Origin of the sequence: Pseudomonas sp. Irchel 3H3 (assembly GCF_900187635.1) — a bacterium.
Classification (GTDB): Bacteria; Pseudomonadota; Gammaproteobacteria; order Pseudomonadales; family Pseudomonadaceae; genus Aquipseudomonas.
In genome coordinates this window covers 60,686-84,593 of sequence record NZ_FYEC01000010.1, presented here as the reverse complement: position 1 = coordinate 84,593, position 23,908 = coordinate 60,686, and the positions used below count along the sequence as shown (strand labels likewise).

Here is a 23,908-nt window from a genome sequence, read left to right as displayed (position 1 = left end):
GAAACCAGCCATCTCCAAAGGGGAATGCCATGTTCAGTAAGGCAGTAGCTCTCGCACTTATCCCGGTGGGTACCGCATTGCTGGCAGGCGCAGTCCTGCCCTTCCAGGCCGCCAGTAACGCAGCCGTGGGCCGAGCGTTAGGGCACCCGCTTTGGGGGGCGTTAACGTCGCTGTTCGTCAGCGCCGTTGTGGTGGTGATTGCACTGTTAGTCATGCGGGTATCTGCGCCGGATGTCGGCAAGGCTTTGCAGGGATCCTGGTGGTTATGGATCGGCGGCATTTTGGGTGCCGTGTACGTAGGCAGCGCAACGGCCATCACCCCTCAGCTAGGGGCTAGCGGATTTCTACTGCTCGTCGTCGCAGGACAGATTTCGGCTTCCATCCTGGTTGACCATTACGGATTGATGGGACTTCCCAACAAACCGGTCACCTTCACTCGACTGGCAGGGGTAGTGCTCATCTTTGGAGGTGTATTGATGGTTCAGGGTATCAACACTCCAACAGTTGATAACAGCGCTACCCAAACCAGCAAGTAACCCGCTCTACCCGCTTTATGTAAACCCGCAACGCAACCGCAACTTTCTGACTCACGATAGGAGATACAAAGATGAACTTCGTAAAACTTCAATTCAGCGATGGCCGTCCCGATGTTGAAGGTATTGATAGCGTCAACGCTGTCTTGCGCAGCGTGGGAGTACGCGCCAGCACTGTTTCTATTCCCGAAGAGGCCAAGCGGATTCTCAAAGCATCGCTGACTAACGCCATCAGTGAAGAAGACCAAAACCAGTTGCTGTCAATATTCAGTCTCAACCGTGCTGAACTGCTGGAGCAAATCCACCTCGCAGGCCGGACTCCCGAGCTGCACCGTGGTGGCTACCTGGGTACCCGTGAGGGAGATACAGCGCCCTATCCAAAAGTTTACGACATGAAGGCCATGACTCCAGAGATGCGAACTTGGGCTCTGAATCGTTATGGTCGTCTTCATGTAAACACTTCGGACAATGGCGCGGGCATTGATGAGGTGATGACAGTGGTATCTGGAGGTGCTTTCACCTGGATGTTTGTGCTGCCAGATGGCGTCCTTGCGCGTCTGACTGTGCATGAAATCAATCCTCAAGGGCCTGCCGTGCGCCTCAGCTATCCTGGTTTCGGCATACACGCCGGCTACATGGACCCGCACCAGGGCTTGATTGTTGCCTACGCCCATGGGCCGGAAAGCTTCACCATTCGCTTCGATGAACCCAGCGTAGCGCATGCAGAGTTGCTCGATACCAACCCATGGGTCGACTTCTCGGGTGAGGTGCCTCAACTGTTTTCGAAGGTTAACTGAGTCGTCGAACTGGGTGCCCGCACTATGAAGAGTGCCCAACTGAGGATTCGAAACTGGATGGGGACTCAAATCAGTGATCCGACAGGAGTGATCGTAATGCGCAGTTTTTCAATTCAACGTATCGACCATGTTGTACTGCGGGTACAGGACATTGAGCGCAGGGACATCCATGATTGACCTGGTTGATGTGAATGGGCCTATCGGCCGTCAGGGTGGTCAACCGGCGGGTAAGCAAAGACACAACGTCGATCACTTTTGCCTTCGGGTTGAGCCGTTTGATGAACAGGCCATTCTCCGCCACTAGTCGTGATGGAACGCACCTGAATGCTTCAGTTTGATGTCAGCTTGGCTGAGAGCACTCGAAAACGGCTTCCCGCAGCCAGCGGTGTGCGGCATCACCCTCTTTCCTGGTATGCCAGGCCTGCTGGTAGGCGAATCGCGGGATATCAATGGGCGGTTCGAATTGCCGTAGCGATTTGTGATTGCGCATCGAGCCCACCGCGCGACTGGCAACCGTAAGAATCAGATCAGTGCCCGCCAGTACTTCAACCGCCGCACTCCAGTGCGGCAAAGCCAACGCAATGTGACGCTTCAAACCCTGGGCGGCTAACGCCTGCTCGATCTCATCGTTCGCATCGGGGCGTAGTGCGAGCATCACATGCGGGCGCGACAACCAATCGTCCAGTGATAGGCCACCCTTCGCTGGCAGTACTTGCTTATCTGCAAGACTGATGAATCCTTCGCAAAACAGATCTTGAAGCGCAATGGCATCCGCAACCTCGGGAAAGATGCCTAGTGCAAGGTCGAGTTCACCATCCAGCAGCTGAGAAATCATCATTTCTCGACTGGCCTGGCTGATAGCCAAATCAATACCTGGAGCTTCTCGACGAACCTTCTGGGCAAGCCGTGGTAGAAGGATTCGCGCGGCATAGTCCGATAGCGACAATCTGAAACGGCCTCTTGCTGTTGATGGCTCAAATGACGGAGCGCCCAACAGCGAATTCAGGTGGCCCAAGGCATCCTGAAGCGGTTGAGCCAGCGCTTGTGCCCTCGCTGTCAAAACCATCGCCCCATTGCGACGAATGAGCAAAGGGTCATCGAAATGTGCTCTGAGCAAACCGAGCGCGTGGCTGACTGCCGGCTGGCTTTTATGCAGACGTACTGATGCTCGCGTGACGTGTTTCTCAGCCAACAACGCATGAAGCGTTACCAGCATATTGAGGTCAATCCTGCGCAGTTCATCCATGGAATGAATACTCGAGTCGCTAGATAGTGAATTCAATAAATTTAACACATGAACAGGCCCGTATACCGAGCGTTGAGCGAGCTGTTTAACGGAGAGATTTAGGGTGGGCGAAACAGCGCTTTATCTTTTTTACCGATGCTGACAGCCTTTATGAAGAGCCGCTGTCGCGCCCAGTATCGGTTGTACTGCGATATTGATAGTGATCGTCCTGATGCGTTTGCCCGTGCCTGACTTCCAACGTGCCCCGCAGTCTCCATCGCACTCAAGGGGCTTGACCCTATAGCGGCTATAACCCTCACGCTAGTAGCCAGTTCGTCTCAAATAGGAATTGCTCATGGACAACCGCATCCCTCCGCCGCTGGTTGCTGCCCTGTTCGGTCTGTTGATGTGGTTCGCAGCTCGACACTCACCGGGCACCCTGGAGCTGACTATCGAGTGGCGCATTGCCCTGGCGCTGGTGGTGGCGCTGGCAGCCGTAGCCATTTGTCTAGCCGGCGTACTGTCGTTTCGCCGTGCCCGCACCACGGTCAACCCGCTGAAGCCGCAAACCGCTTCGGCCCTGGTCAGCTCGGGCGTCTACAGATACACACGCAACCCGATGTACTTAGGTTTCGCCACAGTCCTGATAGCCTGGTCAATCTTCCTCGCCTGGCCGCCGGCACTCCTCGGCGTGCTGGGCTTCGTGATGTACATGAACCGCTTCCAGATCGGGCCGGAGGAGCGAGCCCTCGCCAGCCTTTTCGGCAGAGAGTTCACGCAATACTGCAGCCAGGTCAGACGTTGGCTCTAGAACAGAGAACCTCGGTTTCTGGCCAATAGCAGCCCAGCGCAATAAGCCACAGGCCGCCAGAAACCAAACCACCCATTACCCACCCCCACTCGGCACATCCAACCCAACCTTCACCCGATCCAGCGCCACAATCGTCTTGAACCAGGTGACGTTGGTGTTCTCCGCAAACAGGCGCCTTGCCAGGGCCTGGTACTCCTGCATGCTGGCGACGGTCAGCACCAGGACAAAGTCCACTTCCCCGGTGACGTAATAGCACTGTTGCACCTCGGGCACTGCGAAGTGGGCCTTCATGGCTTCCAGAGCCTCCAGGCTGGTGCGCTCGGCCATCACTTCGACAATGATGGTAATCGGTCGGCCAACGGCGGTTGGGTCGACGATGGCGACGTTGCCGGTGATCACGCCACCCTCCTCCATGCGCTTGAGGCGTCGCTGGACAGCGGCGGTCGAGAGGTTGACCTGCTCGGCGATCAAGCGCAGCGCCATGGTGTTGTCGCGCTGGACCAGGTCGAGGATCGCGCGGTCGAATTTGTCCAGGGCTTGGCTTGTTGCAGTGGTTTTTATCATGCTGGCTCGCGAGAAATTTTCTCGAAAACTAGCAGAAAACCGCGACCCTTTATCCACTGCCGCGAAATATTATCTTGGCCACACGCCGCACCCGCGGCTGTCCGGGCACCCACACAGGATATTATTGGCATGGTCGCGCTGTTTCATCTGTCCCCGTTCCTGTTGGTCACCGCCATGCTCGTCGTGCTGCGGCGGCCACCTGTGCAGGCCGCCGTCGCCGGCACTCTGCTGGTACTGCTGCTGTGGCTCGCCGGTGCAGCCGATGCCTGGCACCTGGGCAGCATGGTGGCCGCCCTCAAGGACACGGCGGTGCTGTTTGCCAGTACCGCCTTCGTGATTGTGCCGGGCCTGGCCTTCGTGATCGTGATCGAACGCCTGGGAGTCAACCTGGCGCTGAGCCAATGGGTGCGTTCATTGGGCCTGGGCAGCGGCGATCAGGTGGTGTTCATCGTGCTCGGCCTGGCGCCGCTGCTGGAAGCCATGACCGGGTTCGGCGTGTCCTTGATCGCCACGGTGCCCTTGCTGCTGAGCCTCTTCGAGCGCCGGGTCGCGCTGCGCATTGCGCTGGTGGGCATGGCGATCATGCCGTGGGGCACGCTCGGCCTGGCCTCGGTGATAGGCGCTTCGCTGGCGCACCTGGATGCCCGGGCACTGTCATCGACCTCGGCACTGACCAGCGCGCCGGTGTTTTTGCTGCTCAGTGGATTGGCGCTGTATCTGGCGGGTGTGCGTGAGTTGCGGGCATGGGCGGCGCTGGGGATTTACTGGCTGTTGTTTATGGCGGCGCTGTACAGCGCCAGTCGCTGGCTGGGCCCGGAAGTGGCCGGTGTTGCCGCGGCCCTGGTGACGGCCCTGGCGGTGCTGGCTGGCGGAGTGTGGCGCGTGCGACGCAGCGCCAGTCCGCGCATTGCCGTGCACTGGCCGCGTCAGGCATGGCCGTACCTGGTGCTGATTGTCTGCATCGTCTCCTTGAAGCTGATCCTGACCCTGACTTCCTGGCAGGATCAATGGCTGGTGTCTGGTGCCCAGGTCACCTGGAAACCCCTGGCCTCCCCTGGCGTAGCCCTGCTGCTGGTGCTGGTCGGCGTGTGGCTGCATGCGCGGGCCACACCACACAAGGTGGGGTCGGACGGCAGTCTGCCGGTGGCACTGATGGCGCGGGCGAAGCGGCCGTTGCTGACGATTTTTTTCTTCCTGGCGATGTCGCAGATCATGGTCAAGGCCGGCTTCCTGGCGGGATTGATGCAACTGCTGGCCGGCCTTTCACCCGCCGCCGCGATGCCGTTGGTGACGATGTTCGGTGCACTCTCGGGCTACATGACCGGCTCGAACGTGGGCGGCAACGCGATCTTCATGCCGGCCATCGCCCTGCTGCCCGAATCCGCGCGCCTATTGTTGGCAGCGGTGCAGAACAGTTCGGCAGGGCATGCCGCACTCGGCTCGATATCGATTGTCATGCTGATCGTGGGGCTGGCAAAAACTCAGGCGAAGGAAGAAGGCGAACTGATCAGGTTCGGCTTCGCCCTCGCTTGCCTCAATACGGTGCTGGTGGCGTTGGCGGCCGCGTTGCTCAGCGGCTGGTTCAGCTGGGCGCTGGTGTGGTGAGCCTTTGTGCCAACGCCAGACGATCAGGCGGTTTGCCGGCGCATCGCGAGAATCGCCGCACCAAACCCGATGAAAGTTACCCCCACCACGCGGCTGACCCAGCGCGACCACTCAGGTCGCGCCAACATGCCCTTGGCGCGCGAGGCGAGCGCGGCATACAGGCTCAACGACAGCAACGAAAGCGCCATGAATATCCCGGTCAGGATCAGGAATTGTGGAAACAGGGCTGCGCCTTGATCGATAAACTGCGGGAACAACGCGGTAAAGAACAGCGTCGCCTTGGGGTTGGCGAGCGCGGTCACCACCGCTGACCGGTACAGTTTAAAGGGGCTGGGGCGAACGCTCTGCCCCTGCTCAATCCCATCAGCCAGCAATGGCGTCTTGTTGAGCAACTGCTTGACCCCCAGGTAGAACAAATACCCGGCGCCAGCGATCTTGACCATATTGAACATCCATTCCGAACTGGCAAGCAGCGCGCCCAACCCCAGCATCGCGGCCGCCGACAGGCAGAACAGCCCACTGGCATTGCCCAGCGACGACCAGATTGCGCTGCGTTGACCATGGGCCAGGCTGTTGTTGATCGCCATCAAGGTCGCAGGCCCCGGGCTGGCGATGGCAATCGCAGCGACCAGGGTAAAAGCCAACATTGTGTTCGGGTCCATGGTTCCAGCCTCCTTGAGAATGGCGGGTATGCTACCGAATGTTTCATCGCCTGATGATAAAAATCATCTTCGGGAGCAAGCGCCCAACGGTTCATCCGGTTTTTTGCGGGATTAGCTCGAGTGCGCCTAAAAGGCTGCGGGTGAACGCAGCCATCCATCCAGGCGTTTGATCAGGAGAACTCAATGCCACATGAGGTGAGTCGCGCAAAGGGATCTCCCGAGCCGAACTCCCAACCTTCAGGCATGGTGGTTTTCCAGCCACGCTGCTTATCCATCCGGTTTTTTTCTTCTTCCGAGATCAGAACAATCGCCAGATGGCGCTCAATCATCATTGCCACAGCTTCGACCAACTCGCCGGCCTGATACATCTTCATGCTTTGGTCGCGGATCAGGACACAGGGCACGATGTGTTCTCTATACCTGCCGCCGCTGGATGACCTGGCGCATATCAGCCACGCATCAGGAACGACGTGCTCAAAAATCCGCGTACTACCAACCCTGCCCTCTTCCCAATGATCGCGGAATATTTGTGCAAGTCGCTTGATGGCTCTCTGTTTCTGCTCTGCTTGCGTATGTTTAGCGATGTTGGTTGTCATTGGGTCCAGGCCATTGAAGATTGATCAAGTGCTGCCATTGCTTCCCTGCGCTGCGCAATGAGTGCGGCTTTGTCCTGCGCGCAAAGATGTTGGCCGGGGGTCGGCAAGGCACAAGCGGTGGCCTCGCTCCAGCGGTCGAAGGCCGCAGTGGCAACGAACGCGGGGCCTTGGGTCTTGCGCACCAAGGCTTGGTCTTTTTGCTCAGCGATTACTGGATTGACTTTGGCATAGGTAAACCGCGAAGAGGGATGGTTCACCACGGCCACCGGCACATCACCGGCAAGCGAGCGAATCAACTTACCGTTACGTACGCTGAAGCAGACAATCAGATCCGGTGCCAACACCGCCAAGACTTCGCTGAATGCTCGCTCACCCCGCTGCCAAGCGCCTTGCGGCGGCGGAACTCGACTGTCTGGCAGGAACTCCTGCAGAAAGTTGTAATAGGCAACACTGCTCCAGAAGTCTGCTTTTTGCGCGCCGGTGAAGGCCTGCCGAACGTTCTGCACCGCCGTCATGATTTTCGTGAAATGGGGATGGCGCCGAAGTTTACCGGTGGCTTTAGGGTGCCTCTGGCCTAGGGCAAGTGCCTTGATGATTTCGGGTGTAACGGTGGGGCGCTCGTGCTGCTTGGCGCCATAGTGAGACTCGCACACCAGGAGAATGCGTAACCCGCCACATCCTCGCTCGTAGTGCGGGCCGACCCAAGGTGCAAAGCGCACCGTACTGTTGTTCATGGTCTTCCTTGGTTGGGGGTTCTGCTGAACCATTCCTGATGGAGCGCAAGATACCTGCAAGCTCAAGCCCGTACCACTCAGGCTGCGTCAAAGTCCACAGGACGCTCGCTTGACTTGGTATTGCTGGGGTCGCTGCGCCACCCAACGCAGCCTTCGGCAGCTGCTACAGGTTCCTGTTGTCGCTTAACTGATCGGCATTAGGCACAATCGCCGGCTTTTTTCGCGACAGGCAGTGCGACCATGCAACGGATTGTAATTCTCGGCAACGCCGGTAGCGGCAAATCTACCCTGGCCCGCGCCCTCGGCAGCCGCCTTGGCCTGCCCGTGGTGCATTTGGACAGGCTGTTCTGGGAGCCTGGCTGGGTCGAGCCAGACGCCGAGCAATTCCGCGCCCGGGTCAAGGCCGCGGTTGCGCCAAAGGCCTGGGTCTGTGAAGGCAACTATGCCCGGCGCACCTTCGACCTGCGCCTGCCCGGTGCCGACCTGATCATCTGGCTCGATACACCGCGGCTCACCTGCTTCACCCGAGTGATCCGGCGCAGCGTCATGAACCGCCCTCGCCCCGACCTTCCCGCAGGCTGCAGCGAGAAGATCGACCGGGCGTTCCTGACCTTCCTGAACTTCGTGTGGAACTTCGACCGTGGCTACCGTCCAGGCATCGAGATGGTGCGCCAGGCCATCGGGCCCCACATCCCTACCCTGCACTTGCGCGGTTCCCGGCAGATCCGCGCCTTTGTCGACAGCTTGCCGGCAACGCCGCAATCAATCAGCGTCGACCTGCAGGGCCTGCAGGATAAACCCGAGTGATTCCGGGGCCGCACGGTGATTGTTCGGCGAGCGGTGCTGGTCCCAGGGCATGGCGTCATCGGTGCAAAAATCGCCGATGCACGCGATGCTCAGCTCAGCCTCCAGCAGCCCCAGGGGAATCCAGAAGTACGGGGTCTGGCGCAGAGGATTCGGCACCGTGGAACCACATGACGAGCAAAAGTCGTTGCGGTAGCCGCTGGGTTTTTGCCAACTGCTGATCTGCTCCTGCCCTGCGACCCAGCGAAAATCAGCCGCCTTGACCAGCGTCGCGAGGTTATGGCCGACCCCGGTTTGCTTGCGGCACAGGGTGCAATGGCAGCGATAGAAATAGCGCGGTTCTACCTCCAGGGTAAAACGTACGGCCCCGCACAGGCACTGCCCGGATGTCATGGATAGCTCCTTTGTACAACGATAGTTCGGCATTTCTACAGGCTGGACTGGCCGAGGACCAGAAAAAACACCAGTCGGCAACGAGATGTCCTGCACCTGCGCTACGAGTTCGCGCCGATCCCCCGCACCACCCGCCGGGCCGTCAGGATGCCCAGCAGCGGTGCGAGAGCGAACACGCCAAACAGCCAGCTTGCGGCATTCGCCGTACCAGCGACACCTCCGGGAACAGTCAGGCCGGCGAGGTTCGCCACCATTCCCGCCAGCGCCGCACCGAGCGCGGTCGCGAACAATTGCACGGTGGTGATAGACGCCGATGCCAGGTCTTGCTCTCCCGCCGGTGCCACCTGGAATATCCGGGTCAGTAGATGGGGCCAGGCCAGGCCGACGCCCAAGCCGATGATCACCAGCGCCAGGCAGATTGGCAGGAGTGCCTGCCAGTCGCCGCCACTTTCACTGCGCAGCAGAACGGCCAGCGCCGCCATGCCGGTGAATCCAAGCAGTGGACCGGCGAGGATCACCCGGCCCACTGCCCTGCCGCTCGCGCCTGAACTGCCAATCGATCCCAGCGTCCAACCCGCCGCCATGAGCGCCGCGAGGTAACCGGCCATCAGCGGCGACTGCTGATGGAGGACCTGGAGGAACAGCGGCACAAAGATCTCGCCACTGGTGACCGCGACCGCAAGCAACGACATCGTTGCGTAGAGCACACCGAGCGCCGAGGTCATGGAAAATGCACCGGCCGGAAGCAATCGCTGGCAGGCGCGACTTTCGCTCCAGATCAATAGGGCTGTCAGGATCGCGGCCGCGCCAAGGCCGAGGATATTCCACGACAGCATCGACCCAACGCTGCCCGCCGACACGCAGAGTACCGCCGCTGTCAGCAGCACCAGTTGGACCAACGGCAATGGCACGCGCGACGGTTGGTCCGCGCTGCGTTTGGGCAGTATGCGTGCCGCCAGCAGGGCGAACAGAATGGCGACCGGGATCAACGACCAGAACGCCGCCCGCCACACGCCCAGTTGCGCAAAGATCCCCCCGACGGCGGGACCGACCAGGGTGGCCACCCCCCACATGCCGGAGACCAGGGCCATCGCCCGCGGCCATAAGGCTTGAGCGAAAACCAGCCGGATCATCGCGTAGGACAAGGCGAACAACAACCCGCCGCCCAGCCCCTGGACAAGCCGGCCCGTGAGCATCACGGCCATTGACGGGGCAAATGCGCAGATCAGCGCACCACAGGCAAACACCAGAGTCGCACCAATGTACGCGCCACGAGGTCCCATGCCAGTCAGCCAGCGCGCCGACAGCGCCGAGCCGAGGATCGAAGCCGCGACGAAGAGCGTGGTGTTCCATGCGTAGTAGTCGAGGCCGCCGATGTCCTTGACCACCGAGGGCAGGATGGTGGTAGCGATATAGACATTGATCGCATGGAGCACCACGCCACCGGCGAGTGCCAGCGAGCGCACGCCATTGGCCCCCGATAGCAGGTCGGCCCAGCCGGTGCCTGCCGGTGCCACAGATTGCAGATGATCGTCAGTGGGTCCTTCACACGTGTCCATGTCAGCTCCAGTCAATGATCCCACTCGCCACCGCGAATGGGCGCTTGCAACGGCAAGCCGACCTCCTTATAAAACCTCATCCATAGATGAGGTCAAGAGAAAGCTGCCATGTCGATCGATGTTCGCGTGCCTCTATCGGTAGGGGAAGTGTCCCGGCGCTGCGGTGTGACGGTTGCCACCGTGCACTTCTACGAGGCCAAGGGCTTGATCCACGCCGAGCGCAGTGCCGGCAACCAGCGGCGTTATGCGCGCGAAGTGCTGCGCCGGGTAGCCATTATCAAGATCGCCCAGCGCGCAGGCATCCCCCTTGCGACCATCAAGGCGACGCTCGACCAACTACCGACCGGGCGCGCCTTGACCGCGCACGACTGGCAACACCTGTCGACGATCTGGCGCGACATGCTCAGCGAGCGGATTCACAGCCTCACCCAGCTGCGCGATCAACTCGACGGCTGTATCGGCTGCGGCTGCCTGTCGATCGACGACTGCCCGCTGCGCAATCCCGGTGATCGCCTGGGCCAACTGGGCAGCGGTGCGGTCCTGCTCGACCAGGACACGCCGGCCAACAACTGAGTACCGCGACCTGCCCCACGCTGTAGCTCTCCCATAGATTTTTTTCATGGCAGGCTTCTTCGCCGCTGCAATACCTGAGAGAATGTTTGTTAATGATTCTCAATAGCCCTATTTATATCATTAACAACCAGGAACCTACCTTATGCCGCGCGTTACCCCGCTGCGTTATTTGAATGCGCCCCGAAATCTGCTGGCCATGGCCATCTGCATGGCTACCCTGGCGCCAGCCTGTGCCGATGACAGCAGCGCTATGCCAGAAACCTCCAGGCCGACCACCCTGGAACTGGGCGCTACCGAAATTACCAGCACCCAACTGGGTAGCACGACCGAAGGCACGAGTTCCTACACCACCGGCGCCATGTCCACGGCAACCAAACTGCCGCTGACCATGCGTGAAACGCCCCAGGCCGTCACCGTGATTACCCGCCAGCGCATGGACGACCAGGCCATGACCAGCATCAACGATGTGGTCAATGCGACCCCTGGATTGTTCCTCGATTACTCCGGTGGCCCCGGCCGGCAGTCCTACTCGGCACGCGGTTTTGACATCGACAACCTGATGTATGACGGCATCCCGAGCGGCTATCGAGGCGCGGTGGTCGGCGCCCAGCCGAACCTGGCGATGTTCGATCGGGTCGAGGTGGTACGCGGGGCCACCGGCCTGGTGACCGGTGCCGGCAACCCTTCGGCAGCCATCAACATGGTCCGCAAGCGGCCACTGGCCGAGCAGCAAGTCACCCTCACCGGCGCCGCCGGCACCTGGGACAACTACCGCGGCGAAGTCGACGCCTCCAGCCCGCTCAACGACAACGGCACCTTGCGCGGCCGGGTCGTGACGTCCTACCGCGACACCAACAGCTTCGTCGATGATGTCGATGAACAGCACGGCCTGTTCTACGCGGTCACCGAAGCAGACCTTGGCGAAGACACCACCCTGACCCTCGGTTTCTCCAACCAGAAGGACAAGACCAACTACTTCTGGGGCTCTTCGATGATCGGCCTGGATGGTCATCATCTGGACCTGCCGCGCTCCTACAACCCCGGGACTGACTGGGAAAACAAGGACCAGGAGATCAACACCCTGTTCGCCGAAGTCCGCCAGCAGTTGGCCAATGACTGGAAGCTGCAGTTCAACGCCAACTACGCCGAACAGAACGCAATGTTCACCGGGTCTTACCAGTCGCGTTGGGTCAACAACACCCTGGCCCGTACCGTCTACCAATCCGGCCACGATGAAAACCAGGCCGGTGTGGATGCGTTTCTCAGTGGTCCGTTCGAAGCGCTCGGGCGCAGCCATGAATTGGTGGTGGGCGCCAGCAAGCGCATCTACGACATGACCACCCACAACTACTCCCCGTACGACACCAACTGGCCGATCAATGCCGGCAAACCGGACTTCGTGCACACCGACAACAGCCGCGAAGTGACCACCCAGGACGGTCTGTACATGACCACCCGCCTGAGCCTGGCCGACCCGTTGAAGCTGATCCTCGGCGGCCGCCTGGACTGGTACGACTACGACAACCGCGATGGCGACGGCGACTACAAGGTCACCCGCAACGTCACCCGCTACGCCGGCCTGATCTACGACCTGGACCAGCATCACTCGGTCTACGTCAGCTACAGCGACATCTTCACCCCCCAGAGTTCCAAGGGCACCTCCGGTACTCCGCTCAAGCCCATCGTCGGCAAGAACTACGAGATCGGCATCAAGGGCGAATACTTCGACGGTGCGCTGAATGCGAGCCTGGCAGTGTTCCGCATCGACCAGGAAAACCGCGCTGTGCAGGTGTACGTACCGAACTGCCCGCAAGCTACCTGCTATGAGGCCTCCGGTGAGATTCGCAGCCAGGGTATCGACTTCGAACTGCAAGGTGCACTGACCGAGAACTGGCAGGTAGGCGGCGGCTACACCTATGCACGCCTGCACACCCTCAAGGATGCGGCCAACCCGCAGAACGAAAACCAGCGTTTCGACACGGACACCCCGGAGCACCTGTTCAAGCTGACCACCAGCTACCGCTTCCAGGGCCCGCTGGAAAAACTGCGGGTCGGCGGCAACATCTCCTGGCAGAGCCGCATGTACAACGACGTCGCGCTGGCAGATGGCAGCACCTACCGCCTGGAGCAAGGTGCCTACGCCATTACTGACCTGATGGCCGGCTACCGGGTCAACCAGAACCTGGACCTGCAACTCAACGCCAACAATATCTTCGACCGCGAGTACTACTCGTCCATCTCCAACTCCACCAGCTACGGTGGCGACACCTACGGCGCTCCGCGCAACATGATGTTGACCGCCAAATACAGCTTCTAGATAGCCCGGGCGCAGGGACGCGCACGATTGCTGATGCATGTTTGAATAGCGCACGGATTGACGGTACTTCTTCTCCCCCACTCCAAGGACAGGCACATGGCTCTGATCTCGCAACGAGTAGAAATGGCGCGCAACGGCGCCAACGACAAGGTTATCTGTCGCCTGGCATCTGGCTGGGTGGTGATGGGCGACGTGCAGTTCCTGCCGGGATACTGCTTGTTGCTGCCCGACCCTGTGGTGCCCAGCCTGAACGATCTGGATGCCCAGGCCAGGGCCACCTACCTGCTCGACATGGCCCGCATCGGCGACGCCGTTCTGCAGGCTACCGGGGCGCTACGGATGAATTACGAGATCCTCGGCAATTCCGAGCCAGAACTGCATTGCCACCTATTCCCGCGCTACGCCTCAGAACCGGAAAAACATCGCAAAATGCCCGCCTGGTTCTACGACTGGAAAACCGCCCCACCCTACGCCGAAGAAACCCACGGTGAGCTGCGCCGCAAAATTGCCGAACTGCTGACTACCCCGTAGCAGCTGCCGAGCCCGCGAGGCTGCGTTCGGCTGCGTAGCAGACGCTAAGGACCCACGCCCCCCCGGCGAGGACTGCGTCCTCGAACGCAGCCTCGCGGGCTCGGCAGCTGCTACGCTTTTATTGAACACCCGACACTGCCCAGGTGACTGCCATGAGCACGGCTGCGCTGTCAGAACTCGATGCTGCCCTGCCTGGTCTGGCCCGCAGGATCCGTGTGTTGGACGCGCTGTCCTGGCCGGTCGGGATTGAACAGGTGTTCCTGGCCGATTGGCGCGCCGGCAAGGCGGCGTTGCCCAGAGTCGAGTTACAAGCGCGTGAGCACAGCGCCGAGATTGCCGCCCTGCAAAGCTTTGCCGGACGCTGTGACGAGGGCCATCCGGCCGGCAATTACCTGGCCATGACCGCCCGCAGCTACGCCACGGCCGGGCGCATGCTGGGCGCCATCGGGACTCCCGATTTCACCCGTTACTCCTCGGCGCTGTACCGGCGTCCGGACTTCTATTACACGAACCTGCACTTGAGCATGCTCGACGCGGCCCAGTTCTTCCTCAAGACCACCGACGCGCTGCTGGGCGGCGCGCGGATTCCCCCAAGCCAGGCCGACATCCCGGCCGAGGCTTTCGCCGCCTGGATGCAACCGGAACTGGACAGCTTTTTCGGCGCCGGCCAGATCAGCGTCGTGCTCGACCCGAGCCTGGCCGCCAAGGCGATTGCCGGCGCAAGCCGGATCCGCCTGCGTGCCAGCGCGCTGTTCTCGGACCTGGACAAACAGCAGTTGCTGCAACACGAGGCCTTCGTACATGTCGCCACGGCGCAGAACGGCGCCCGCCAGACCAATCTGAAAAGCCTCGGCCTCGGTGCCCCTCGCACCACCCAGACCCAGGAAGGCATTGCTACCCTCGCCGAGCTATTCACCGCCAGCATGGACATCAACCGTTTGCGCCGCCTGGCCCTGCGAGTGCTGGCGGTCCAGCAAGCGCTGGATGGCGCCGATTTCATCCAGGTATTCGAAGGGTTCCTGGCGGCCGGCCAATCGCAGGAGGAATCGTTCCGCTCAACCCAACGGGTGTTCCGCGGGGCCGACCTGCGTGGCGGCGCGGCGTTCACCAAGGACGCGGCCTACCTGACCGGATTGCTCGGTGTGCATACCCTGCTGCGCATCGCCATCCGCGACAACCGCCCGGACCTGGTCGGACATTTATTTGCCGGGCGCCTGACCCTCGGTGATACCGTACGCTTGGCACCGCTGTTCGAATCCGGCTGGCTCCAGGGACCGACCTACCTGCCCGCCTGGGCCAGTGATCTGCGGCGACTGGCGGCGAACCTGGCGTTTTCAGCCTTCATCTCGCGGATAAAGCTTGAGGTGCTGGATCTGCAGGTGCTGATGGCCTTCGCCGACGAACACGAAAGCGATGCCAGCGCCATGTGAACCATGCACGTATTGGGCGGCAACCAAAGTCCATTCAGGGGAAGCCAGATGAACGCGACAACCGTGGGGAAATGGGCGACCTGCCTGCTCGCCCTGCAACTGCTGCTGATGGCGGGATGCAGCAGCAAACCCAACCGGAGCACCTATGCGAGCAGCAGCCAGGGCTCCAACTGCTATGCCAAGGCGCTGCCCACTGCCGGGGAAGGCGGCCTGGCCTGGGGCTCGACCTTGGGTGTGGCGCGGCAAAAATCCATGGTGAGTTGTCAACGATACGCCGGTCGATCCGGCGGCACGCCGAGCACCTGCAAAGTGGTGCTGGCCCAGTGCAAAACCCGCTAACACCGACGGCCAGCAAACGGAGTGGATCGATTCTGCTGCTACGCTTTGATCTCCTCCGAATGGATTAATACGATGTATTGGTGTATCCCCCTCCCCACATCATCTGCCTGGACGCGGCCATGAGCCGTCGGCTGATGGCTGGCCTCACCGTGGCGCTTATCGGCGTGACCAGTTACGTGCTGGTCCAGTGGCAGATGGTCAACCAGCACAAGCGCGAGGTGCAGTGCACCGAGGCCCGGCAGGCGCTCAAGGATGTGCAGATTCGGGCGCGCGCGTTGGCGGCCGGTTTGTCGCTGGACGCTTACAGCCAGGAGGAGGAAGCCAAAGTGGCGGCGCTGATCAAGGCGCTCGACGCCGCCAGCAACGAGGCCGAGGTGAATGCGGTGATTGCCGCGCATGCTGCCGCCATCGAGGCCGAGGCGGCGGCGATCGATGCGCAGGTGGACACCCGGGGCGACCAGGTCTTCCTCGAACAACGCCGCATGGAACAGCGCATCACCGTGGACGTGAAACAGGAACTGCAGCGCGCGGCGAAGGCCGTCAGCGTGACCTGTGACTAGCCTCGGGCCTGGCGCGGCTTGCGCAATTCCGCCACCAGCAAGGCCGCGGCCCCGGCCATGATGGCGATATCGGCCAGGTTAAACACCCCGGTATGCAGCGATCCCAGGTTGAGCACCAGGTAATCCACCACGTGCCCGTCACGCAGCACCCGGTCGATCAGGTTCGACGCCCCACCCAGTGCGACGCAGTACACCGCCAGCGCCTTGCCTGGCGAACTGGCCCAGCGCGACAACGCCCAGCCGATCGCCCAGCACACCACAGCGCCCACACCGACGATGAAAATCAGTTGTTTGACCGCCGGTGCCAGGCCGGCCCCCAGGCTCAGGAACGCACCCGGATTGAGGCTCAGGGCGATATCCAGCCAGGCGAAACTGCCACCGATCTTGAAGCTCTGCGCCGCCAGAGACAGCAGCGCGAGCACCTTGATCCACTGGTCGAACGCGATAAATACCAGGCCGAGCAGTACGGCAAACCAGCGACTCGTTGTGACTCGTTCCATGAACAATCCTTGGGCTGACTCTCATGCCTGGACAGGAGGCACGCACCGCCGTTTTGGCAGCGGCGGCAAGATAGCGCAGCTGACGAGTGTCGTCCATCCACCGCCAACCGGGAGCGGTCGGTTCCGCTGGCGACTCAATCCGCCATGCCTGCACCGGCCTTTTCCTTGAGCCAGTCGATCAGCACCTGCACCCGAGGGGGCATGGGATCGCGATGGGGGTGGACGAGAAAATAGTCGTAGCGCCCCGGCTGGGAAAATCCACCAAAGGGCAGGATCAGTTCGCCCTGGTCGATGCGGCTCTGCACCAGGCGCTGGCGGCCGATGGCGATGCCCGCGTGATTGATGGCCGCTGTCACACACAAGTCGGAGCGATCGAAGGTCAGCCCGCGTTGCGGCAAGACCTCGAGCAGACCCTGCTGCCGAGCCCAGAGTTGCCACTCGGCATCGTAGACCGCGTTGTCCCAGGCCAGGGCATCGTGCAACAGCGTGCAATGGCGCAGGTTGTGCGGCGCCTCAAGCAGGCCATGACGCTCGGCATACAGCGGGCTGCAGACCGGCGCGATGGTCTCGCTCATCAAGGCATGACTGGCCAGCCCAGGGAATTCGCCATTGGCGTAGAGCAGCGCGAGGTCGACGTTTTGCGTGCGAAAATCGATGGCGTCGTTGCCGACGCGGATGTCCAGGGCAATGTTCGGGTAGCGTTGGTGAAAGTCCGCCAGGCGTGGCACCAGCCAGCATTGCGCAGCCGAAGGACGGGCATACAGCGCCACCGACCCGCACAGCTCGGCCTGGGGCGACTGTTGCAGGGCTTCGGACAACTGCTCCATCACCCCTTCGAGGATCGCAAACACGCGCTCGCCCTCCCCCGTCAGGCGCACCCGACGGGTCAGGCGCTCGAACAGGCGCAGGTCCAGGGCTTGTTCGAGGCGGGCGATGCGATGGCTGACGGCGCTGGGCGTGACGCACAATTCTTCGGCAGCCAAGGCAAAACTCAGGTGCCGGGCGGCGACCAAAAAGGTGTGCAGGTTGGCAAACTGTGAGCTGTTGAGCCGGGAGCTCAATCGAGGAGGCAGGTTCAGCATCGGGGCGTTTTTCCGCGGGCGAGAAACCCGGGGCCGCGCGGCCCCGGGTGCAATGGCTAGTGTGCGGCCAACAGTGTACGTCCCTGCTCCAGGTACGCGTCCATTTCTTGCGCCGGCACCATGCTGCCGCCCGTGCCCCACACCAGGTGCGTGGCGTTGGCCAGGCGCTGTGCATCGAGACCCAGGCGTTGACGATAGCCCTGTTGCTCTTGCAGCACCCGCAGGAACCCGGGCAATCCAGCCAGCGCCGAGGGCTCCAGCTTCAGGCCTTCCTCGGCATGCAGCAGGGCCAGCAGGCGGTACATCTGCTCGTCGCTGAGGGTGTAGTAGCCGTCGAGCAAGCGTTGCATCGAACGCCCGACAAACCCCGACGGCCGCCCCACCGCCAGGCCGTCGGCGGCGGTGCGGTTGTCGATGCCAAAATCATAGACGCTGACCTCGTCGTGCAGCCCGGTGTAGACCCCCAGCAACATACATGGCGAGTGCGTCGGCTCGGCGAACACGCAGTGCACCGCGTCGCCGAAAATCTGCTTCAGGCCAAAGGCAACGCCACCAGGGCCGCCGCCGACACCGCACGGCAGATAGACAAACAGCGGGTGTTGCGCGTCGACCGTAATCCCCGCGGACACCAGTTGGTGCTGCAAGCGACGCGCCGCCACCGCGTAACCGAGGAACAGATTGATCGAGTTCTCGTCGTCGACGAAATGGCACTTGGGATCGCTCTCGGCCTGCTGCCGGCCCTGCTCGACGGCGACGCTGTAGTCCGATTGATACTCGACCACCGTCACTCCGCAGGCGCGCAGGCGATCTTTCTTCCATTGCCGGGCATCGGCGGACATGTGCACGGTGGCCTTGAACCCCAGGCGCGCACTCATGATGCCGATGGACAGGCCGAGGTTGCCGGTGGAGCCAACGGCGATGCTGTACTGGCCAAAAAAGGCCCGGGCGGTATCGCTGTCCAGGCTGCTGTAGCAAGCGCCCGGTTGAATCAGGCCGCCGGCCAGCGCCAGGTCCTCGGCGTGCTTGAGCACCTCATAGATGCCGCCGCGGGCCTTGATCGACCCGGAAATCGGCAGCAGGTTGTCGGCCTTCAGCCACAGTGCGCCCTGCACCGGCAGTTGCGCCTCGGCACAGAGGGTAGCCTGCAGGCGCGGCAGCGCGATCAGCGGCGACTCGATGATGCCCGCGCTCGCCTGGGTCTCGGGGAACGCCGACTGAATGTAGCTGGCAAACCGCTCGAGCCGGGCGCTGGCGTCATCCACGTCGGCCAAGCCCAGGGGCACATCACTCAAGGCCTGCGCAGTCGGCGCCAGGGACGGGTTGAACCAGGTGACGGGCTCGACCCGGGTCAACGGTCCAATCAGGGGATGGCTCTGGCACCAGTCAGCCAGGGATTTGTTGTGAATCATGGTTCTACTCCAGACAGTGGACAGCATCGCGGGTGTGCTCAAACCCACTGCGATACCAATAACGTCATACCCAGGGCCACGACCGAGGCCAGCAAGGTTCCAACGGTAAATTTTTTCAGCGCCTCGCCCAGGGACACCCCCAGGTATTCCTTGACCACCCAGAACGCCGAGTCGGTCACCGTGGTCCAGCCAATGGCGCCGGCGCCGATCGCAATCACCACGATTTCGCGGTTCTGCCCGGGCATCGCATCCAGTAGCGGCAGGACCATGCCCGCGGCACTGATCATCGCCACGGTGGCCGAGCCCACGGCCAGGTGCATCAGGCCGGCGACGAACCAGGCCAGCAGAATCGGATTGAGGTCCCATTGCGACAGCGTGCTGGCCAGGACCTTGCCTACGCCACTGTCGATCAGCACGCCATTGAAGGCCCCGCCGGCACCGATGATCAACAGGATATTGGCCAACGGCGTGAAGGACTGCTCAGTCAGGCGCTGCAGCTCGGCCATGCCCAGCCCGCGATACAGGCCCAGGGAACCGTAGGCGAACACCACCGCAATGGCCAGCGCGGTCAGCGGATTGCCGAGAAAGCTCATCAGTTGATAGAAGCCACTGCCCTGGGGCAGGCTCATGGTCACCAGGGTCTTGCCGACCATCAGCAACAACGGCAGCAGGATCACCAACAACGTCAGCCCCAGGCCTGGCATCACGCGGGTGTCTGCCAGGCTGGTGGGCGCCGCGGCGAAGCTCTGGCCGCTGGCCGGCTCGTGGCGCTTGCACACCAGCTTGACCCACACCGGTCCCGCCACGATGGCGGTAGGCAGGCCGACGATCAGCCCATAGATAATCACCTTGCCGACGTCAGCGCCCAGCAGTTGGGTGATCGCCATGGCTGCCGGGTGCGGCGGCAACATGCAGTGCACGGTCATCAACGAAATCGCCAGGGGCAGGCCGACATACAGGATGTTCAAGCGGGTTTGCCGGGCGACCACATAGATCAGCGGAATCAGCAACACAAAGCCGACCTCGAAGAACACCGGAATGCCGACAATGAAGCCCACCAGCATCATCGCCCAGGAGGCACGTTGCTCGCCCAAGGTGCTGAGCAGCGTGCGGGCAATACGCTCGGCGCCACCGGACACTTCCAGCATTTTACCCAGGATGCTCCCCAGGCCAATCACCGCCGCAAGAAACCCCAGGGTGCCGCCCATGCCCTTTTCAAAGGAGTCGGCGATGGACGACAGCGGCATGCCCGCACCCGCCCCGACGACAAAACTGGCGAGCATCAACGCCAGGAAGGAATGGACGCGAAACTTGACCACCAGCACTACAATCAAGCCGATAGCCGCCATCAAAATCAGTAGTAAACCCGCCTCTTCGTGCATGACATCCCCTTGTTATTGTAGTGAGCGCATGAGACCGCGCGGATCGCGGTCCGCGGCGATTAAGCGCCAGGGGTCTGGGGGCTTACAAAGGATGGTTCTTCAATGGATGGATGACGTGGGGTCATCTATGGGAGGGCTGGCTTGCCGAGCCCCACAGGGTCTGGTGTATGCAGGGACCTGTGGGAGCTGGCTTGCCAGCGATGGTTGCAAGGACGGCGCGGTGCATCAGGTTGTGCGCGTTATCGTTGGCGACCATCGCGAGCCTGCTCGCAATGACCGTCTACGATAACGCGCAGTACCGAACCTAAAACCGCTCAGCCAGATCCGTGGTCATGAGCATCTGCTGGAACCTCTCGAGAAATACCGACTCAGCCTGAGTCAGTTTCTGTTCACGGTTCCACAGCAAGTAGACATTCACGTCAATCACTCCCTCCCATGGCGGCAAGCGCCAGACTTCTCCAGCCAGCACATCAGCCGCGACGATGTGCTCCGGCAGGCAACCGATGCCATAGCCGGCGCCCACCAGCCGGCGGATTTCATCGAGGCTCGGAGACGAAGCAACAATGCGCCCAGTGAACCCTTGCTGATCACGAAACACCGTAAGCGGCGACAGGTTGCCGCCAATCTGGTCGCTGGTAAAACTGACGAAGTTTTCACTCTGCAAATCCGCCAGGGTCAGGTTCGTGCGACCGAACAGCCGGTGCCGCTTGCCGCAGAAAAACGCATAGCGCTGCTGCAGCAACACCCGTTGCTCAAGCTTGGGCTGTGGGGTGCGGCACAGGCTCAGGCCGAACGAGGCGGTTTTTTGCAGCAGTGCGCTGGCCACATCCGAGCTACGCAGCACATCGACCTCGAACTCCACCTGCGGGTATTCAAGGTGAAATTGCGCGAGGAACTCATCGTAGCAGCGTGATTGAATACGACTGATGGTCAGCATGCGGATCTTGCCCACCACCGTCTCGGCGGGTGAATCCAGGGCTGGGCCCAGGCGCGAGACCGTGCCGTACAGTTCGGCGGCGATCTGCATGACTTCTTCACCGGCCTTGGACAGGCTGATACGCGGCCCACGGCGCACCACCAGCGCGCTGTCGAGTTGCTCCTCCAGGCGCCGCAGGGCCTGGCTGATGGCCGGCTGGCTCAAGTGCAGGCGCGCGGCGGCCCGGCTGATGCTGCCTTCCTGGCCGATCACCAGGAAGGTGCGCAACAGATTCCAGTCCAGGCGGTCGTTGAGGAAGCGCTTGGCGTCGGGATCGCGTAACGAAGGGCCGGCAGGGATCATCATTATTCCTGGTGCTTATACTTGAGTATTTAGATTAGAAGCTTTTCCTAGCATAGGGGCTGGCGCAAGATCCAGCAACGCACCGCCAGAGTGCGAACGTCGTGCCTGCGCATGACACACATTTCCTCCTGCTTATAACAATGACGTCCAGGAGCTACAGATGACGAGCACTACCTCAAGTCCGCGACGTGCCGCGGCAGCGGCCTTTATCGGCACCACCATCGAATTCTACGACTTCTACATCTATGCCTTCGCGGCAGCGCTGGTCCTCGGCCAGCTGTTCTTCCCCAGTGAAAACCCGATGCTCAGCACCATGGCGGCGTTCGGCAGCTTCGCGGTCGGCTTTATTGCCCGCCCGTTCGCCGGCATGGTCTTCGGCCATCTGGGCGACCGCCTGGGGCGCAAGAAAATGTTGCTGGTGACCATCGTGCTGATGGGGGTGGCGACCACCTGCATCGGCTTGCTACCCACTTATGCCCAGGCGGGTATCTGGGCCCCGATCGGCCTGGTGGTCCTGCGCTTACTGCAAGGGATTTCGGTCGGTGGCGAATGGGGTGGCGCGGTGCTGATGGCCAGTGAACACGCGCCCAAGGGCCGCAAGGTGTTCTTCGCCTCGTTCGCCCAATGGGGCAGCCCGGCGGGCCTGCTGTTGGCGCTGATCGCATTCCGCTGCATCAGTGAAATGGAGCAGGACGCACTGATGAGCTGGGGCTGGCGTATTCCGTTCCTGATGAGCGGCGTGCTGATGATGGTCGGCCTGGCGATTCGTTTCGGCGTGCCTGAGTCGCCGGAGTTTGCCGCGGTCCAGGACAGCGGCCAGACCGCCGAGAACCCGGTGCTGGAAGTTATCCGCAAGGACTGGAAGAGCATTCTGTTCGCGGCCCTGGCAGTGACTATCGGCTCGGGCGGTTTCTTCTTCACCAACACCTTCATGATCACCTACGTCACGCAGTACCAGGGCATCGCCAAGACCACGATCCTCGACTGTCTGTTCGTGGTCACCGTGCTGCAATTTCTCTCCCAACCCTGTTCTGCGCTGTTGGCCGAACGCCTGGGCGAGGGACGCTTCCTCAAGTGGGTGGCGTCGCTGTGCATCCTGGTGCCGTACCCGATGTTCCTGCTGGTGCAGACCGGCAACCTGTTCTACATGACCGCGGGGATTGCCCTGGCGGTACTGCTGCTGGCAGCACTGTACGCGGTGATCGCCGGCTACATGGCTGAAGCCTTCCAGGCGCGGGTGCGTTACTCGGGCATCTCGATTGCCTATCAGTTGGGCAGCGGCGTGAGTGGTGGCCTGACGCCACTGATCGGCACCTTCCTGGCGGGGCATTTCGCCGGTCAATGGTGGCCGCTGGCAGTCTTCTTCAGCGGGCTGGCGCTGATGTCGTTGATCGGTGTACTGGGCCTGGCTTATTTGCGCGGCGTCAATGCCAAGCCGGTCGGGCTGCCCCTTTCCCAAGGAGTTGTTTAATGAGCAAGCCAAGCGCTATGTCGCACATCGAGTGGCAGTCGCGCTGCGAGTTAGCCGCGCTGTATCGGCTGGTCGCCTACTACCGCATGACCGACCTGATCGACACTCACATCACCCTGCGTGTGCCCGGGCCGCAGCGGCATTTCCTGATCAATCGCTACGGCGTGGCGTTCGAGAAAATGCGCGCCAGTGACCTGGTCCTGATCGACCTCGAGGGCAACGTGGTCGATGGTCAGCACGGTGGGCACGTCAATGCGGCCGGGTTCGTCATCCATTCGGCGATTCATGAGGCTCGCCCGGATCTGCACTGCATCATCCACACCCACACCGCTGCCGGTATGGCGGTGGCTGCCCAGCGCGACGGGTTGTTGCCGCTGACCCAGCACGCGCTGAAGTTCTACGGCAACCTGGCGTATCACACCTACGAAGGCATCGCGTTGTCGATGCACGAGCGCGAGCGGCTGGTGGCTGACCTGGGCTCGCACAAAGCGATGATCCTGCGTAACCACGGCCTGCTTGCGGCCGGTGACAGCGTGGCGGCAGCGTTCCACGAAATCTACTTCCTGGAGCGCGCCTGCCAGGCGCAGATCCAGGCGATGTCCGCCGGGGTAGCGCTGAACATCCCCGACGAAGCCGTGTGCCGGCACACCGCCGCGCAGTTTGGCCGTGAGGGTATCGAGGGGATCATTGATCTGGCCTGGCAGGCCGCGCTCAGTCTGATCGACGAGCAGCGCGCCGATTGGTGCCGTTGA

25 protein-coding genes and 1 pseudogene are annotated in these 23,908 nt (G+C 61.7%); 14 read left to right on the top strand and 12 right to left on the bottom strand.

From position 1 onward, the window contains the following. Positions 1–29: 29 nt before the first annotated feature. The 3 genes and pseudogenes from CKW24_RS13500 to CKW24_RS28415 form a co-directional block, all read left to right on the top strand. Positions 30–536: a DMT family transporter gene (locus CKW24_RS13500; RefSeq protein WP_095168671.1), complete on the top strand. Its 507-nt coding sequence runs from the start codon at positions 30–32 to the stop codon at positions 534–536. Positions 537–607: 71 nt separating this feature from the next. Continuing rightward, positions 608–1,330 (top strand): hypothetical protein, encoded by a 723-nt coding sequence (locus CKW24_RS13495; protein WP_095168669.1) that lies wholly within the window; start codon positions 608–610, stop codon positions 1,328–1,330. 96 nt (positions 1,331–1,426) lie between these two features. Further along, positions 1,427–1,631 (top strand): annotated as a pseudogene (locus CKW24_RS28415) (VOC family protein); the annotation flags it as partial. A gap of 39 nt (positions 1,632–1,670) precedes the next feature. Here CKW24_RS28415 and CKW24_RS13485 read toward each other — a convergent pair. Next, complete coding sequence (locus CKW24_RS13485) at positions 1,671–2,576, bottom strand: LysR family transcriptional regulator (protein ID WP_095168668.1); 906 nt, start codon at positions 2,574–2,576, stop codon at positions 1,671–1,673. Between the two features lie 334 nt (positions 2,577–2,910). Here CKW24_RS13485 and CKW24_RS13480 point away from each other — a divergent pair, with 334 nt between their 5' ends. Beyond that, the gene (locus CKW24_RS13480) at positions 2,911–3,366 is read left to right on the top strand and encodes an isoprenylcysteine carboxylmethyltransferase family protein (protein WP_095168666.1); all 456 of its coding nucleotides are present in this window, start codon (positions 2,911–2,913) and stop codon (positions 3,364–3,366) included. A gap of 75 nt (positions 3,367–3,441) precedes the next feature. On the opposite strand, the gene CKW24_RS13475 is transcribed toward CKW24_RS13480, so the two are convergent. Beyond that, positions 3,442–3,930 carry an Lrp/AsnC family transcriptional regulator gene (locus CKW24_RS13475; RefSeq protein ID WP_095168664.1) on the bottom strand — a complete coding sequence of 163 codons (489 nt, stop codon included), beginning with the start codon at positions 3,928–3,930 and terminating at the stop codon, positions 3,442–3,444. Positions 3,931–4,059: 129 nt separating this feature from the next. Between CKW24_RS13475 and CKW24_RS13470 the strand changes: the two genes are divergently transcribed. Next, complete coding sequence (locus tag CKW24_RS13470; protein ID WP_095168662.1) at positions 4,060–5,535, top strand: L-lactate permease; 1,476 nt, start codon at positions 4,060–4,062, stop codon at positions 5,533–5,535. Positions 5,536–5,558: 23 nt separating this feature from the next. Here CKW24_RS13470 and CKW24_RS13465 read toward each other — a convergent pair whose 3' ends face one another. The 3 genes from CKW24_RS13465 to CKW24_RS13455 all read right to left on the bottom strand — a co-directional run bounded on the left by CKW24_RS13465 (position 5,559) and on the right by CKW24_RS13455 (position 7,527). Beyond that, entirely contained in the window at positions 5,559–6,197 is a 639-nt protein-coding gene (locus tag CKW24_RS13465; protein WP_095168660.1) for a LysE family translocator, read from the bottom strand. Between the two features lie 170 nt (positions 6,198–6,367). Continuing rightward, complete coding sequence (locus CKW24_RS13460; protein ID WP_095168658.1) at positions 6,368–6,793, bottom strand: hypothetical protein; 426 nt, start codon at positions 6,791–6,793, stop codon at positions 6,368–6,370. Beyond that, complete coding sequence (locus tag CKW24_RS13455) at positions 6,790–7,527, bottom strand: hypothetical protein (protein ID WP_095168657.1); 738 nt, start codon at positions 7,525–7,527, stop codon at positions 6,790–6,792. The genes CKW24_RS13460 and CKW24_RS13455 overlap by 4 nt, the downstream gene beginning before the upstream one ends. Before the next feature lie 240 nt (positions 7,528–7,767). Here CKW24_RS13455 and CKW24_RS13450 point away from each other — a divergent pair, with 240 nt between their 5' ends. Next, on the top strand, positions 7,768–8,334 hold the full coding sequence (locus CKW24_RS13450) for an AAA family ATPase (protein ID WP_095168655.1): 567 nt from the start codon (positions 7,768–7,770) through the stop codon (positions 8,332–8,334). Here CKW24_RS13450 and CKW24_RS13445 read toward each other — a convergent pair. Together CKW24_RS13445 and CKW24_RS13440 are read right to left on the bottom strand one after the other, a co-directional pair. Further along, positions 8,290–8,724: a GFA family protein gene (locus tag CKW24_RS13445; RefSeq protein ID WP_095168653.1), complete on the bottom strand. Its 435-nt coding sequence runs from the start codon at positions 8,722–8,724 to the stop codon at positions 8,290–8,292. The two genes, CKW24_RS13450 and CKW24_RS13445, sit on opposite strands and share 45 nt — an antisense overlap. Before the next feature lie 101 nt (positions 8,725–8,825). Next, entirely contained in the window at positions 8,826–10,283 is a 1,458-nt protein-coding gene (locus CKW24_RS13440; RefSeq protein ID WP_095168651.1) for an MFS transporter, read from the bottom strand. A gap of 108 nt (positions 10,284–10,391) precedes the next feature. Between CKW24_RS13440 and soxR the strand changes: the two genes are divergently transcribed. From soxR to CKW24_RS13410, 6 genes are all read left to right on the top strand, one after another. Continuing rightward, positions 10,392–10,856: a redox-sensitive transcriptional activator SoxR gene (soxR, locus tag CKW24_RS13435; protein ID WP_095168650.1), complete on the top strand. Its 465-nt coding sequence runs from the start codon at positions 10,392–10,394 to the stop codon at positions 10,854–10,856. A gap of 142 nt (positions 10,857–10,998) precedes the next feature. Continuing rightward, the gene (locus CKW24_RS13430; protein WP_177440640.1) at positions 10,999–13,173 is read left to right on the top strand and encodes a TonB-dependent siderophore receptor; all 2,175 of its coding nucleotides are present in this window, start codon (positions 10,999–11,001) and stop codon (positions 13,171–13,173) included. A gap of 96 nt (positions 13,174–13,269) precedes the next feature. Next, positions 13,270–13,704 (top strand): HIT family protein, encoded by a 435-nt coding sequence (locus CKW24_RS13425; RefSeq protein ID WP_095168648.1) that lies wholly within the window; start codon positions 13,270–13,272, stop codon positions 13,702–13,704. Between the two features lie 152 nt (positions 13,705–13,856). Next, on the top strand, positions 13,857–15,134 hold the full coding sequence (locus CKW24_RS13420) for a flavohemoglobin expression-modulating QEGLA motif protein (protein ID WP_095168646.1): 1,278 nt from the start codon (positions 13,857–13,859) through the stop codon (positions 15,132–15,134). A gap of 48 nt (positions 15,135–15,182) precedes the next feature. Next, on the top strand, positions 15,183–15,473 hold the full coding sequence (locus CKW24_RS13415) for a hypothetical protein (RefSeq protein ID WP_095168644.1): 291 nt from the start codon (positions 15,183–15,185) through the stop codon (positions 15,471–15,473). Between the two features lie 119 nt (positions 15,474–15,592). Next, complete coding sequence (locus CKW24_RS13410; RefSeq protein ID WP_095168642.1) at positions 15,593–16,033, top strand: hypothetical protein; 441 nt, start codon at positions 15,593–15,595, stop codon at positions 16,031–16,033. Here CKW24_RS13410 and CKW24_RS13405 read toward each other — a convergent pair. The 5 genes from CKW24_RS13405 to CKW24_RS13380 all read right to left on the bottom strand — a co-directional run bounded on the left by CKW24_RS13405 (position 16,030) and on the right by CKW24_RS13380 (position 21,685). Next, complete coding sequence (locus CKW24_RS13405) at positions 16,030–16,533, bottom strand: signal peptidase II (protein WP_095168640.1); 504 nt, start codon at positions 16,531–16,533, stop codon at positions 16,030–16,032. The genes CKW24_RS13410 and CKW24_RS13405 overlap by 4 nt on opposite strands. A 134-nt stretch (positions 16,534–16,667) precedes the next feature. Then, the gene (gene dsdC, locus CKW24_RS13400; RefSeq protein ID WP_095168638.1) at positions 16,668–17,615 is read right to left on the bottom strand and encodes a DNA-binding transcriptional regulator DsdC; all 948 of its coding nucleotides are present in this window, start codon (positions 17,613–17,615) and stop codon (positions 16,668–16,670) included. 56 nt (positions 17,616–17,671) lie between these two features. After that, complete coding sequence (locus tag CKW24_RS13395) at positions 17,672–19,024, bottom strand: D-serine ammonia-lyase (RefSeq protein ID WP_095168636.1); 1,353 nt, start codon at positions 19,022–19,024, stop codon at positions 17,672–17,674. A 38-nt stretch (positions 19,025–19,062) separates the two neighbouring features. Further along, on the bottom strand, positions 19,063–20,406 hold the full coding sequence (locus tag CKW24_RS13390) for a gluconate:H+ symporter (RefSeq protein ID WP_095168634.1): 1,344 nt from the start codon (positions 20,404–20,406) through the stop codon (positions 19,063–19,065). 304 nt (positions 20,407–20,710) lie between these two features. Then, positions 20,711–21,685, bottom strand: a complete 975-nt coding sequence (locus tag CKW24_RS13380; RefSeq protein WP_095168630.1) for a LysR family transcriptional regulator — start codon at positions 21,683–21,685, stop codon at positions 20,711–20,713. A gap of 160 nt (positions 21,686–21,845) precedes the next feature. On the opposite strand from CKW24_RS13380, the gene CKW24_RS13375 reads away from it, so the two are divergent. Together CKW24_RS13375 and CKW24_RS13370 are read left to right on the top strand one after the other, a co-directional pair. Next, a complete protein-coding gene (locus tag CKW24_RS13375) occupies positions 21,846–23,156 on the top strand; it encodes an MFS transporter (protein WP_095168628.1) in 1,311 nt (436 codons plus the stop codon). Beyond that, positions 23,156–23,908 carry a class II aldolase/adducin family protein gene (locus CKW24_RS13370; protein ID WP_095168627.1) on the top strand — a complete coding sequence of 251 codons (753 nt, stop codon included), beginning with the start codon at positions 23,156–23,158 and terminating at the stop codon, positions 23,906–23,908. The genes CKW24_RS13375 and CKW24_RS13370 overlap by 1 nt, the downstream gene beginning before the upstream one ends.